This window comes from Mycobacteriales bacterium (assembly GCA_036497565.1).
Lineage (GTDB): Bacteria > Actinomycetota > Actinomycetes > Mycobacteriales > QHCD01 > DASXJE01.
Map to the genome: position 1 here is coordinate 1 of DASXJE010000131.1, position 12,813 is coordinate 12,813.

At 66.9% G+C, this 12,813-nt stretch carries 10 protein-coding genes and 1 pseudogene; 6 read left to right on the plus strand and 5 right to left on the minus strand.

The window, feature by feature from the left end:
• The 3 genes from VGH85_11305 to VGH85_11315 all read left to right on the plus strand — a co-directional run.
• Nucleotides 1-703: NAD(P)/FAD-dependent oxidoreductase (locus VGH85_11305; GenBank protein HEY2174388.1), on the plus strand; the 703-nt coding region annotated here is incomplete at its 5' end.
• Between the two features lie 13 nt (nucleotides 704-716).
• Nucleotides 717-1,157 (plus strand): DUF1931 family protein, encoded by a 441-nt coding sequence (locus VGH85_11310; protein HEY2174389.1) that lies wholly within the window; start codon nucleotides 717-719, stop codon nucleotides 1,155-1,157.
• 100 nt (nucleotides 1,158-1,257) lie between these two features.
• Nucleotides 1,258-1,554, plus strand: coding sequence for a hypothetical protein (locus tag VGH85_11315; protein ID HEY2174390.1), 297 nt, complete (start codon nucleotides 1,258-1,260; stop codon nucleotides 1,552-1,554).
• On the opposite strand, the gene VGH85_11320 is transcribed toward VGH85_11315, so the two are convergent.
• Complete coding sequence (locus VGH85_11320) at nucleotides 1,555-2,643, minus strand: hypothetical protein (protein HEY2174391.1); 1,089 nt, start codon at nucleotides 2,641-2,643, stop codon at nucleotides 1,555-1,557.
• A 331-nt stretch (nucleotides 2,644-2,974) separates the two neighbouring features.
• On the opposite strand from VGH85_11320, the pseudogene VGH85_11325 reads away from it, so the two are divergent.
• Nucleotides 2,975-4,456 (plus strand): annotated as a pseudogene (locus VGH85_11325) (MFS transporter).
• Nucleotides 4,457-4,914: 458 nt separating this feature from the next.
• Here the strand turns inward: VGH85_11325 and VGH85_11330 are convergent.
• A complete protein-coding gene (locus tag VGH85_11330) occupies nucleotides 4,915-6,573 on the minus strand; it encodes a helix-turn-helix domain-containing protein (protein ID HEY2174392.1) in 1,659 nt (552 codons plus the stop codon).
• 667 nt (nucleotides 6,574-7,240) lie between these two features.
• On the opposite strand from VGH85_11330, the gene VGH85_11335 reads away from it, so the two are divergent.
• Entirely contained in the window at nucleotides 7,241-7,711 is a 471-nt protein-coding gene (locus VGH85_11335; GenBank protein ID HEY2174393.1) for a WhiB family transcriptional regulator, read from the plus strand.
• 45 nt (nucleotides 7,712-7,756) lie between these two features.
• On the opposite strand, the gene VGH85_11340 is transcribed toward VGH85_11335, so the two are convergent.
• From VGH85_11340 to VGH85_11350, 3 genes are all read right to left on the minus strand, one after another.
• Nucleotides 7,757-8,800: a LacI family DNA-binding transcriptional regulator gene (locus VGH85_11340; GenBank protein ID HEY2174394.1), complete on the minus strand. Its 1,044-nt coding sequence runs from the start codon at nucleotides 8,798-8,800 to the stop codon at nucleotides 7,757-7,759.
• 22 nt (nucleotides 8,801-8,822) lie between these two features.
• Entirely contained in the window at nucleotides 8,823-10,823 is a 2,001-nt protein-coding gene (locus VGH85_11345) for a hypothetical protein (GenBank protein HEY2174395.1), read from the minus strand.
• Nucleotides 10,824-11,017: 194 nt separating this feature from the next.
• Nucleotides 11,018-11,869 carry a methyltransferase domain-containing protein gene (locus tag VGH85_11350; protein HEY2174396.1) on the minus strand — a complete coding sequence of 284 codons (852 nt, stop codon included), beginning with the start codon at nucleotides 11,867-11,869 and terminating at the stop codon, nucleotides 11,018-11,020.
• Between the two features lie 153 nt (nucleotides 11,870-12,022).
• On the opposite strand from VGH85_11350, the gene VGH85_11355 reads away from it, so the two are divergent.
• The coding region (locus VGH85_11355; protein HEY2174397.1) for a DUF4037 domain-containing protein at nucleotides 12,023-12,813 on the plus strand (791 nt) is incomplete at its 3' end.

A 12,813-nucleotide genomic window follows, 5' to 3' on the forward strand; every position in this document is an offset into this window, starting at 1 on the left:
CTACCGGCGTCTTGGCGTGCCAGGACTGGACCGGCTGGAGGGGACAAGTGTCTACTACGCCGCCACCATGCAGGAGGCTCAGTTGTGTCGCGCCGATCCGGTCGCGATCGTCGGTGGTGGGAACTCCGCGGGCCAGGCTGCGCTGTTTCTCGCCGGTTTCACACCGCGGGTGTACCAGATCGTGCGCGGTGACGACCTCGGCGAGAACATGTCGCGGTATCTGGTCGATCAGGTCGAACGCAACCCCAAGATCACGGTCCTGCTGCACAGCAAGGTCGAGGGTGTGGTTGGCAACGATTCCCTCGAGTCGCTCATCGTGACGGACAACGATTCCGGAGACAGGCAGACGTTGGATGCCCGCGCGCTGTTCGTGTTCATCGGGGCCCGGCCGCACACATCCTGGCTCGCCGACGTCGTGGCGCTCGACGAAGACGGCTTCATCCGTACCGGAGCCGACCTCGGCGATCTCTCCGATTCGCCCGATTGGAACGATGCTGGCCGCCGGCCCATGGTGTTGGAAACCAGCCGGCCTGGGGTGTTCGCTGCCGGCGACGTCCGACGAGGGTCGGTCAAACGAGTGGCCTCCGCCGTCGGAGAGGGAGCGATGGCGATCCAGCTCCTGGTCGAGTATCTCGACGTATCGCGCACTCAGAACGGGCATGGGCCGTCACATGCGCCCATCGAGCGCCGACAAGGAGTGTGACGAAATGGCCGTCATGGGTGTGGCCAAGTTCGAGCGGTTCTTCCGCCGAGCCGCGGGCCTGGATGTGCACAAGAACGATCTGAAGCGCTACAACGACTTCGTCAACCAGAAACTCTACGACCTGTTCGTGATGGCCAGAGGAACGGCGAAGGCCAACGATCGGGACGTGATCCAGCCCCGGGACCTCCCGATTACGAAGGGACTCCAGGATTCGATGCACCGGTTCCGGGAACTCGACGAGGAGATCGAGTTGCAGCCGCTGCTGGACCAGATCGCCGCACGACCGCCGCTCGAAATCGCCGTGCACGAGGATACGGACGCCAGGCTGCCCGAGGTCGCCGGCGGGGTCAGCTTCGCGCTCGCGCGGGTCTTCAAGATCGTTTACCCGAAGAAGAAGAGCCCTAGCAGCGAGGACTGGGAGACGGTCTTCGAAGTATTCGACCAGCTGATCTGATGCATCCCGATAGCGCACGATGTCGGCTGTCGCGTCGCGGCGGCAAGATCTGCCTGTCGCGATCCGTCCAGGTTGAGCGCAACGTACGGGAGGGAGTGGGATGAACGCAATTTCGTGGCAGCAGTCAGTCCTCAGTGCGGGGATAACGCTCGTCATTGGCGGGCTGTTCGTCGCCTTGGTGATCCGGTGGGAGGGCAGAGCCCGGAGCGGTTACCGATCCAGGGGCCTTCCCAACCAAGTGGCGCGGCGCGTCAACTCCGTTCGGCTAGCCGTCGACGCGGACGACTGGGAAGCGACGGCGGTGGCGCTGCGCCACATCGCGGACGAACTGGACCGCGCGGCGGCGAGGGCCAAGGAAACCATCGGCGCTCGGCGGTCCACGCGGAGGATCCACTAGCTACTCGTCGGTGGCGTGACCGTCGGTCTGATGCTGGCGCTGACGCTGTCGTTGTCGTACGCCGTATGCTGCGCGTCGTACCACACTGTCGTCCTCGAACCCAGAACCCAGGGCCCCCCCGATCAGGGACGCCGACGACAGGAACCAGACGATCGCGAGCTCGTCGGACCACCGCGGCGCATGGGACAGCGCATGCGCAAGAACACCATGATCGAGTAGCAGCAACTCCACGGCGAAGAGGACGACGAAGAGCATGGCGTACAGGCACAGCACCCCGACGAGGAGCGTGATGACCGTGGTGGTGTTGTAGAGCACGGCCCGAGCCCTCGCGGTGCGGTACGTCGGTCGCTCCCACAGCTCGTGGTCGATGATCAGCCACGCCACGAGGACGCCCACCGAGATGACCGCGAGAAGGACCTGACGTAACCCTCCGAGCGCGGCACCGAGTTGCCAGGCCGTGTCGTTGATCAGCCCGTAGGCAGCCGTCGCGAATACACCGACCAGCGACCGCGACAGGCCAAGGAAAAGCCGCCACGGTTGGTTGGCGCGGACCATCCCCGCCACCATCCGGGTCGTGCCCAGCAGCGGAGATCCGACCAGCCGTATCCCGCGTTGCTCGCCGTCCGCTGCCGGGAGGAATTGCGCTGATAACGACCTGCGCCGCCGAAGTGCCGGACTCGGTCCGTCGTCCGAGACGGTCAGCTCGGCGACTAGTCCGACGACCGCTTCCCGGACGTTGCGATACAGCCGCCAAACGCCCAGCGTCGGGATGGAGACGAGCGCAAGCCGGTGCTTGTTGTCGATCTCGGCCGCGACCGGACGCAGTCCCGATCGCCGTGGTAGGTCGGTGAGGAACACACCGACATCCCATTCCTCGGCCGGCATCTGCTCCGCGACGACATCCACCAGGTCGGTGACGTCGAGTTGTTCGTCGCCGACGAGGGGCGCGGTGACGGTGCGCACCCGCCATTCGACATCAGCGGACAGCCGTCGTGCCAGCAGCTCGGGTAGCTCATTGGCGAGCCGACTTGCCAGCTCCGCCGGCAGGTCGGGATCGCTGACGAGAAAGACCCGCACCACTTCGTTCACCCGATCTGCGATCTCCTTCGGGGGTTCGTATTCGACGTTCCGGATTGGTGTACGCGGACACATTGTTCCACGGCGATGAATACCGTCGAGCACTCGCCGAGAGCCGATCGCACCATCTCGCACAAAGGCCCCGAAGCGGCCGGACGGCTGCACCGCTGCAGTTCGACTGTGCGGCGCCGTCGGCGTCACTCGCCCTGGGAGGTCTGCCGGGTGAGCCAGGGTTGGCACCCGTGGGGTGAAGAGATCACCAGGCGATCCCGGCATGGTGTGGCGCACCTGATAGATGGGCGACCCGGGCCGCGGGGAGGACGGACGAAAGGAGGCGTCGACGGTGGTCACCGACGCCCGCCTCGGCACCATTCGTACGAAGATCCCTGCACGTCTGGACCGACTGCCGTGGTCACGATTCCATTGGCGGATCGTCCTCGGCCTGGGAATGGTTTGGATTCTCGACGGTCTCGAAGTCACCATCGTCGGGTCGATCGGCTCGCGGTTGACCGAGAAGGGTAGCGGCATCCACCTGACCGCCACCTCGATCGGAACCGCTGCCGCGATATACGTCGCGGGTGCCTGTGTGGGCGCATTGCTCTTCGGTCAGCTCACCGACCGCCATGGGCGCAAGAAGCTGATGATCATCACGCTCGCGGTCTATATCCTGGCCACGGTTGCCACCGCGTTCGCGGTGACGCCCTGGTACTTCTTTCTGTGTCGGTTCTTCACCGGCTTGGGAATCGGCGGCGAATACGCGGCGATCAACTCAGCCATCGACGAGTTGATTCCGGCGCGCAACCGTGGCCAGGTCGACGTCACGATCAACGGCAGTTACTGGGTCGGCGCCGCGCTCGGTGGGTTCGTCTCGCTCTGGTTGCTGGACACAGCACTCTTTGCGCTGAACATCGGCTGGCGACTGTGCTTCGCGCTCGGAGCGTTGTTGGGGATGGGGATCCTGTACGTCCGTCGGGGAGTGCCGGAGAGCCCGCGCTGGTTGTTCATCCACGGCCGTGAGAAGGAGGCCGAACGTATCGTCGAGGCGATCGAAAACCAGGTGCGTACAGAGACGGGGCAGCAGTTATCCGAGCCGAACGGCGAGATCACGGTGCGCCAACGGTCAGCGATTCCGTTCCGGGAAATCGCGAAGATCGCGCTCCGCTACTATCCCAAGCGGACCGTGCTGGGGTTGGCGTTGTTCATTGGTCAGGCCTTCCTCTACAACGCAGTAACCTTCGACCTTGGCACCCTTCTCCACGGGTACTTCGGTGTGTCATCAGGGGCTGTGCCCTACTACGTCATCATCTTCGCGGCGAGCAACTTCCTGGGACCCTTGCTGCTCGGGCGACTGTTCGACACGGTCGGGCGCATTCCGATGATCTCTGGGACCTACCTTGGTTCGGCGGCTCTTACGGTGGTGCTCGCCGTGTTGATGCTCGGCCAAAGTCTGACCAGCGTGTCGTTCATGGTGGCGGTCGTCGCGATCTTCTTCCTGGCGTCAGCCGGCGCAAGTTCGGCGTACCTGACGGTCAGCGAGATCTTCCCGATGGAGACCCGGGCCCTGGCCATCGCCTTCTTTTACGCGGTGGGAACAGCTGTTGGCGGGATCGCCGGACCGCTGTTGTTCGGGAACCTCATCGGTAGCGGCCACCTGAATCTGGTGGCGATCGGGTTCTTCGTCGGAGCCGGAGTCATGGCGCTCGGCGGAATCGCCGAGCTCGCATTCGGGGTGCGGGCCGAGGGTGTGTCGTTGGAGAACATCGCCAAGCCGATCACGGTCGCCGATGCCGAACGAACTGCCCGGGGTGAACCGGCGCCGGCGGAGCCTGCACAGCAAACCTCGACCGGGTCCACCGAGAGCGTCCGTCAGGCGCGCGAACGGGATACGAGAATCCGCCGGCGGAGATCCCGCCAGCAGGCGCGAGATCGGCACGGCTTGCGGCGGCTCCGTCCTGGTCCGGGTGCTTCGTTGTACTCGCCCGGCATGCTCGGCACGGCCAGCCGTTGGGCTCCCACCGCGGAACAGGACCTCGACCGAGAGATCGAGATGATCATCGTCGAGCTCAGGCGGGGCGGGACGCTCCGCCGTGACGACCTGGCGGACCGAGTAGGAGCGCGCTACTGGGGGCCGGGGCGATTCGTCGCCGCGCTTCACGAGGCCGTCGACGAAGACCAGGTGCGAGAGCTGCCGCAGCACAGATACGGGCCGGCCAAGTCCGACCCAGCACCGGCACCACGGTGACCGAGCGCTGCGGCGGCCGGTCACCGGTGCGGGTCGTAGCCCTAGTGCATCGACGCGTAGGGCCCGCTCACGGTCGCGCCGGTCCCTTGGAGGATGGTCCAAGTTCGGGCGGCGAGGTGGAGGTTGAGCCGGGTGTTGACGTCGGTGAGGTCGTGGTTGCTGATCTCGCGTATGCGGCGGAGCCGGTAGCGCAGGGTGCTGCGGTGGATGTTCAGGGCGTGGGAGGTGCCGTCGTAGTTGCCGCCGCAGTCGAGGTAGATCGCCAGGGTGGTGACCAGTTCGGCGTGGTGTTCGGTGTCGTAGTCGAGGAGGTCGCCGAGCCAGTCGCGGGCGAAGTTAGTGGCTTCCCGGTAGGGGTCGCGGCTCGTGAGTAGCCGGTGAATGCCGAGTTCGTCGAAGGCCGTGGCGCCGTCGGGGGTGCGGGACCGGCGGCGGGTCGCCAGCGCCTGGTTCGCTTCCTGGAAGGAGCGGTCGAACGACTCGGGGTGCTCGGCCAGACCGCTGACCCCGATCGACACAGCAGCCGCCGTCAACTGCCCGGACACCGCCCGGTGCAGGCCCCCCCAGTGGTCGGCGGTCAGCCGGGCGTCGGGCTGGTGGGTGAGCAGCACCACCGCCCCGGAATGCCAGCCCACCATGGCGGACAGCCGCAGGCCGGCCGCGGCCCGTTCAACCGCCCGTATCCCGGCCCGGCGGTCGACCGCCGCCCCACCCTCCCAGCCGACCAGAACGACCCGGTGCGCGGGCCGCAGATCATGCCCCAGCGCTTCGGCCCGGGTGAAGATCCCCGGATCGGTGGTCCCGGTCATCAACTCCTCGATCAGGTCCCGCCGCATTCGCAGCTCGACCTCCGCCAACTCCCGTTGATGGATCAACTCCGTGGCCAGCAACGTCCCCGCATGCACCAACGCGAAGATCTCCTCGTCGCCGGCCACCCCCCGCGGATCGACCAACGCCAATGCCCCCATCAACCGCCCGCCCGGCTGCAACACCGTCAGCAACCGGCCCGCCGTACGCGCTGGCCCCGGCTCCCGTCGTGCCCGTTCCAACACCCGCACCCGATCCTCCGAACCACCCTCTTCCGCCCTCTCATTCGCCGTACCCGACCCGGACGATCGGGCCCGCACATTCCCGAACTGGTCGACCACGACCACCGCGAACCCGGTCAACTCACGCATCGCTTCCACAATCGCCTGTTCCCCCCCAACGGCCGCCGCGTCGGTCAGCGTGTCCTGGATGGTGGCGTGCCGTTGCAGGGTCGCGACCGACGCCTGCAGCTGGTAGGTCAGGGATCGGAGGCTCTCGGCCTGTTCCCGCTCCCGCCGTCGCAGGCGAGCCATCGTCATTGCGGCCGTCGCCTGCTGCGCCAGCGCTTTTAACAGGTAGAGGTCGGACTGGGTCGGCTCGGAGTCGGCGGCGAGGACGAGGTAGCCGTTGTTGCCATCCGCCCCGTGAAGGGCGAGCGCCCGGGTCCACCCGAAGCCGTCAAGCACCGGTACCGGCCCGTCTTCGCCACCGAGATCCTCCAGCCTGGCCACCAGGATGTGGTCGCCGTAGCGGCCGGCGATCTGCCGAAGTCCGGCGCCCTCGTCCCGGCGAAGTGCAGCGGCTACCCGGAACGGACCCAACGAAGGTGTCGCCGCGACGACGAGTTGCAGAATCGCCTCTTCGTCGCGACCGTCGAACATCAACGTCGTCAACGCAAATAGACTGAACCGGCTAGCCACATGGGCCGGAGAGTAGGAATGAGTGCTTTTCACGCTTTAGCTACCACCGATGAGCACGGAGTGACATGCTCGCGCGGCCGATGACAATCCATTTTGGGCGACTGCCATCTCGCTCGATAGGCAAGTAGCATGATCGGCTATTGGTCGTTGTCAGAAAATGGCTCATATGTCCTTCCCAAGGAAATTCCAGGCCGCAGTAAAGGCGTCCTTGCAAGAGCCGCTCAGGTGGACGGTGCGGCCGTTACGCGATGGCGCAACGACGTATACGCCAGTGTCGTCGGGAATAATCATGCGGTCGCTCCTCAAGCGGGCGAACCATTCTCCGCAGCCGGACAATTGCAGGCTGCACCCATCGCCAGGCGATGACAACCGCCTGAAGCGCGAATTCGAAGATCTTTCCGCGCCGGTCCGCGACCGCTCGGCAGAGCACTGCTGACGTCCCGGAGGGCCGGTACGAGAGTTGCTCCTGGATGGTGAGCCACCTGCGCGTAATTCGCACCGCCAGGACGAGGATCTGCCCCCGGGGTTTCGGCGATCATCTGCCAATCACCCACGAAGGGACAGTCGAGGTGTCGATACGTCGCGAACTGCAAGGACTCCCAGGGGCTGGGCCGTCGTGCTAACGGGTACGTCCGTGTGGATGAACCATGCGCGATGCAACGGAATGTCGAGCGAGATCTTCTATCCGGTCGGTGATGACGCCCAGGCGCTTGCCATAGCGGGCAAGGTGTGTGAGGAATGCCCTGTCCAGGTCGTCTGCGCCGCCCATGCGCTCACCCACGGAGAGCAGTACGGGTTCTGGGGCGGACTCAGTGAGAATGATCGCCGGGCGATCTGGTCGGCCATCCGAGGAGGGACTTCGGTCACGCCGTGGTCGATGCGCGGGCGTGCCCGGACGACGGTGGAGCGCACCTTCGGCGAGGCCGGTCTGCCGCTCCTCACGGCTCGCGACGCGTCCCTTCGCGTACAGGCGCTGCGCAGTCTCTACGTGGGAGCGCGGACGCGAGCGGCCGGCGGCCAGGTGATCGGAGGGGTGCGGGTTGGGTCGAAGCGTCAGCCTCGGCATCGCCGCAATACGAGCGGAGTTCCGGCGGCGTCGGGCAGAGGTTAGGTCGGTGCGTGAGGACGGGGTTGACCCGGATCGGTCCACGAGTACTCACCGGTCTTCGACGCTGAACGGTTCGCGGCGCGCTGTGGAAGCGCGGATCATCAGCCGGGCGGGCGGCATCTGCACGTCCGCAGCGTGATTCCCGTCGATGAGGTCGAGCAGCGTGCGGGCTGCGGCGCGACCCCAACCGAACGGATCGCTCCGCACGCTGGTCAGGGCGGGGCTGACATGTGCGGCCAGTTCGGTGTCGTCGAAGCCGGTGATCGACAGTTCCCCCGGCACATCGATGCCGTACTCGCGGGCCACGGTCAGCCCGGCGATGGCCATGACGTCGTTGGCGTACACGATGGCCGTCGGCGGATTGTCGCCGTCCAGGAGCACACGGGTGGCGTCTGCACCGCCGGCGGCCGAGAAGTCGGACACCACGCAGGTGCCGGGGGGCAGTGCGGCGGCTGTCAGCGCGGCCTCCCAGGCGGCGCGCCGGGTAACGGCGTGGAGGAAGTTGCTCGGACCCGCCACGTGAGCGATGTGTTCGTGTCCCAGTTCCAGGAGGTGCGTCATGATCGCGGTGGTTGCCGACCGGTCATCGACGAGGACAGCCGGGAACGGACTGGACACGTCGGGCCTGCCGAGTGTCACGACTGGTACGTGCGAGTCCCGGAGCAGGGCGATGCGGTTGTCAGCGATGCGCAGGTCGAGGAGGAACAATCCGTCCACCCGCCCGTCGGCGGCCAGCCGTCGATAGCTGTCCTCTTCTGCCCGTTGGCTCGGTGTGACCTGCAGGACGAGTGCCTGCCCGCGATCGGTGAGCACCCGTTCGACGCCGGCGATGAAGTTGATGAAGAACGGATCGGCGCGGAGCGTCTCGGGTGGCCGCGCGATGACCAACCCGACGGCGTACGCGCGGGAGGTCGACAGGGCACGAGCCCGGTGGCTCGGAGTCCAGCCCAGGTCTTCGGCGGCCTCCAGAATCCGGTTGCGGGTCTCCTCGGCCACTCCAGGGCGACCGTTGAGAGCGAACGACACAGCTCCCTTCGACACCCCGGCAACCCGCGCGACTTCGGAGATCGTCGGCCGGGTCCGCTCTACCACCGCCAACTCCCCGCACCGGGCCTCAGTTCGTGGCCACGATGGTGAAACCGCCCGCGATCACTGGCGCGTCGACGCTGCCCTGCCCGCCCTTCGTCGTCGTGACAAGCCGTCCCGTCGCGTCGTACGAATACGCGGTGACGGGGCCGCTGCCCAGGTGAATGACGTGGTGGCGCAGTTGGCTCGCGAAACTGCGCAACAGGGCCTGACCCCCGGCGGGTCCACCGAGCGTCACCCATTCGATGTCCGGCTGCAGGAGCACACCGTCGAGCCGGGCCGGTCGGCCGTCTCCCGTGTACTCCGCGGTGATCGTGGTGTCGCCCGCGGGCACCGCCCGCGAGGTGGGGCGCTGCCCGACGTCGAGGTAACCGGGGACGCTGCTGGTCCCCTGCGGCCCGGCACCGCCCTGCTCCTGCACTCCCGCGGGAACGCCGCCGACGGAGAGCCGAGTACCCACTGCTGCGAGCGGAGCGATCTGCCGGTCGAACACCGGCATCACCTGGTACTGATCGTCGACCGGTGCCCGGACCGGGATCGCGACCTGTCCGCCGGTGCCGAGCTGTACGTACTGCCCGCCGCTCCATTGGCTCTCGCCGGTCCAGGGATCCGCGGGAGTGACCACGTCCGCCTGGCCGGACAGCCGGCCCGACTCGGCCTCGGCATAGGTCCAGGTCACTCGACCGGTGACGGTCGCCTGGTGGGCCCGGGCCGCGACATCGGGAGCGGCGTCGAGCGCCAGCATCGACATCACGCCGTGGATGGTCGACTCGGCGCCCGAGTTGAGGTTGACCTGCCCGTCGGCGCTCACTCCGTCGTACGTCACGCCGGTGGCCGGGTCGTACATGGGGGTTCCGGCCGGGTTGTTTCCGAAGTACCAACTGGCGGCGAGCCCCGCGAGCTGGCGGAACGAGGCGCTGTGCGTCGCCCTGGCCGTGGCCAAAAGGTTCCGTAGGGTCACATCAGCGCCGTACGCGATCTGGTCCCGGTAGATGGGCGCCGGCAGCCACTCGTTGTCCGGGCCACCCTGCGCAATGAGATGCGGGGTGAAGGTCGCTGTCTCCCCGACTGCTGCTCGGACCCAGTCGGCCCTGCCCAAGGCACCGCCGGCGGTCGCGAGGGAGCCGGCCATCTCGGCGGCCCAGGAATGCCACAGGGACCGAGAATCTGATGACGGCATCAGTGCTCCGCTCGGCCAGCCCGTCGTCCGCATCGCGGCGATACCGTCTTCGAGCCGGGTGAGGTCGCGGCGGGCACGTTCGTCACCAGTCGCCTGGACGTAGTCGAGCAGGCCGTAGGTGGCCTCCGAGCTGATATCGGCACCACCCCCGATGAGCCAGGACGGCCAGCGGAGCCCGTCGACGACGTGCCACTTGCCGTAGTTCGTCAGGTCCTGCCGCTCCACGGCGCTCAGAGCCAGCTGGAGCCGGGCGCGGAGGAAGGCGGCGAAGTGCGGGTCGCTGTGCTCGAAGGCGGCGTAGCCGGTGCCGAGTGCCCAGATGGTGCGGCCGAGCCAGAACGACGAGCCCGAGTCCGACGGGTTCGGGTCGTCCGGCGGTGTCGGGGTGGTATTCAGCGTGCCGTCCGGCTGCATCCACAGCACGACGTTGCCGGCGTTCGGCCCGGAGTCGGTCTGCAGGTAGGTCAGGCCGCGCAGCAGTTGGTAGGCATGTTGACGTGCTTGGTCGTCGCCGAACTGCTGCCAGGCGTTGAGGTACGCCACCGCCGCCCTGCTGATGTCGTCGGCATCGAAGGCACCCTGCCCGTACGTGTTTGTCGCGGCGTCGTAGTCGCCGCCGCCGACCCGGGTGTAACTGCCGTCGGACTGGTGGTTGGCGTACACCCACAGCACGCCGATGCCGGGGTCCTGGTCCTGTCGGTAGGTCGCGTGTCCTGCCGCTGTCGGCGGATTGACCGTGCTGGTCAGGAAGTTGAGATGCGCCAGGTTGGTCAGGTGGCTCGGTGCCGCGGTGGCTGGCTCGCCGGACGCCGGAGCAGTCCCCAGACCCAGCGTCAGAACCAGACCCACCAGACCGGCGATGGCCGTCCTCGTTTTGCGTGTTGGAGCCGACCAGCCGTAGCGCACGCTTGACCTCCACTTGGGCAGCTGAGACTTGCAAGCGCCCGGCGGGGCGCTGCCCGTCCGAGTGCTCGCGAGACGCTCCCACTAAACTGGTTTAGAAGCAATATCCGCTCGTGAACTTTCTTCTCCCCGCGGTGCGGCTACCTGATGGCGAGAAACAGGTAGCGGTTGAGGCTGAAGAAGTAGTCCGGGCCGAGCCCGAGGAGATCCGCCCGCCACGCCGCCATCTCCTCGTTGGTGACTCCGGCCCGTCCGGGCACGAAGTTGGCGGCAAGAGCGATCACGCCGGCGCTGAGGGTGTTCGGGTCGTAGCCGGCATTGAGCACCGGGTGCAGGTACCGGCGCGCCACGGTGAAGCCCGCGTCGGTGAGCAGCCGGCCGAGCCGGCGGGGCAGGTGCGGGTCGGCGAGGTGCTCATCCCACGCGGCGAGCACGTGCCGCATCCGAGCCGGGTCGGTCGAGTGCCAGACCAACGAATCCCAATCGGTGTCAAGGATCAACAGCCGGCCGCCCGGCCGCAGTACTCGACGGGCCTCGGCGAGCGCGGCCGGCATGTCTGCGACGTACTCGTACACCTGGGTCGCGGTGACGGCATCGAACGAGCCGTCCGGAAACGGTAGGGCCAATGCGTCGCCGACGCAGAACCGGACGGCCGCGGGGTGCTCGCCGGCCCTCAGTCGGACCGCGGTCGCCAGCATGCTCTCGCTCGGATCGACACCATGCACCGCGCCGCGCGGCCCGACCCGTTGCGCGATCTCGCGGGCAAGGTAGCCAGGTCCGGAGCCGACGTCGAGAACGTCCTCACCGGGTTGCGGGTCCAGTAGATCGAGTACTGCGCGCCGTTGCTCAACCATGTCGGCGGTGGTGTACACGGCCGCGATCGTGCGGGCGGTCGTGTCGTCGAAGCTGACCATTCCGGTGGCGGAGGCGTCCTCTTGGTCGGTGCGGTCACCCTCCCCACCTGACCGTCGGGAAACCGCCTCGTCAACCATTGCGAGCCTCCGTACCGAGTGAGACGCCACCTGGCGCTACGCGTCGGCATATAGCCACCGCGACCTAGCCTGCCCCGCCTACGCCACCGACGCGACCATTCTCCTAATTGATCTCTCACCTCTGTCCGCCGGCTGCACGGGTAGCCTCGATCGATGTCTTCGGTGAAAGGTCTGGACCTGGCCGGGACGTTCTACGCGGATGTCGTGGCCCCTGTGGTGAACGTTTCGCACACGGCCTGCCTGATCGGAGAGGGTTCGGAGGTCCTTGGTTACGACACTTCGCGCTCAACCGACCACGAATGGGGGCCACGGGTCCAGATCCTGGTCGGGCCCACCGAGATCGATCCCGTCCGGCAGGCAATCGAGGCGGCTCTGCCCGAGACCTATCGGGGGTATCCGACCCGCTGGTACTCCCTGGCCGACGGTCAGGTCGCCAGCCACATCGAGGTCGACACCGCAGAGGCTTGGCTGAAGCAAAACCTTCCGACGATCCCGTCCACCGATCCCGACACGGCGGCATGGCTGGCCACTCCGCAGCAACACCTGCTCCAGCTGACGGCCGGCGAAGTCTTTCACGACGACACCAACGAGCTGACCCGGCTCCGCAAGACCTACCAGTGGTATCCGCTCGATATCTGGCGCTGGATCGTAGCCAGCCAGTGGCATCTGATCGGCAACACCGAACCACTGCTTGCCCGGGCGATTGAGATCGACGATCACCGAGGTGCACGAATCCTCACCAGCCGACTGTGCCGCCTCATCATGGAAATGTGCTACCTCCAGGAGCGGCATTATCGGCCATACGACAAGTGGTTCGGCCGCGGCTTCACCGAGCTCTCCGCCGCTACCACGCTCGGGCCCGCCATCGATGAAGCGCTGGCCGAGCTTCCAGCTATCCGGCCTGACGGACCGCTACAGCAGGCGCTCCGCCACCTTGGTGAACA